Origin of the sequence: Zooshikella harenae, from assembly GCF_018837975.1 — a bacterium.
Classification (GTDB): Bacteria; Pseudomonadota; Gammaproteobacteria; order Pseudomonadales; family Zooshikellaceae; genus Zooshikella; species Zooshikella harenae.
Genome location: NZ_JAGSOY010000344.1, coordinates 1 through 624, shown reverse-complemented (window position 1 = coordinate 624; position 624 = coordinate 1). Strand labels below are relative to the sequence as shown.

Annotated in this window: 1 protein-coding gene; it reads right to left on the bottom strand. The window is 41.5% G+C overall.

Annotation, left to right across the window (positions count from 1 at the left end; translation table 11 throughout):
• Window positions 1-624, bottom strand: a 624-nt coding sequence (locus KCG35_RS26040) for a hypothetical protein (protein WP_215822828.1), incomplete at both ends; no start/stop codon positions are given.

Genomic DNA, 624 nt, shown 5'->3' with positions numbered 1-624 from the left:
GTTGTGCGATTGGCTTCAGTGATGCGTGTGGGTAGACGAAGTGTTTGATGCCACTCTGTTAATATGGTTTGCTCGTCGGTTGTGCCATTGGCAACCACTTCACGGGTTAATAACCCTCTATCATTGTACTCATAAGAAGTAATCACACCTTTCCAATCGGTTTTGGATTTCAGTAAACCATTATCAAAATAGGTATAGGATTTATTGGCGGCTGTACAGTTGCTAGAGGCGTGTCCTTCAACGCGTACTACCTTTTTAATGCCATAAAAATTTTCAAAGGTATAAGTGGTCTTTTTACCAAGTGGGTTGGTGACTGTTGTTTGATTGTCATGATACTCAAACACATACTTTTCATTATCATCAGCACGTTCACTGACAGTGGCTCGTCCTGCGCTATCGTAAGTCCAGGTAATGGCCTGGTTACCTTTACCGTCCATAACGCCCGTTAGATAATAAGGAAAATCCGTGTTTTCATATAAGAATTGACGGGTGCTTTGATCTGGAAAAGTGGTGGTAACTAAGCGCTGTTGTTCATCATATTCATAGCTAACTGATGCGGTGTCATTGAGGGTCGCTTTTACTAATTGGTGTAGACTGTCGAAATCGAGTACTAAGGTATTTTCA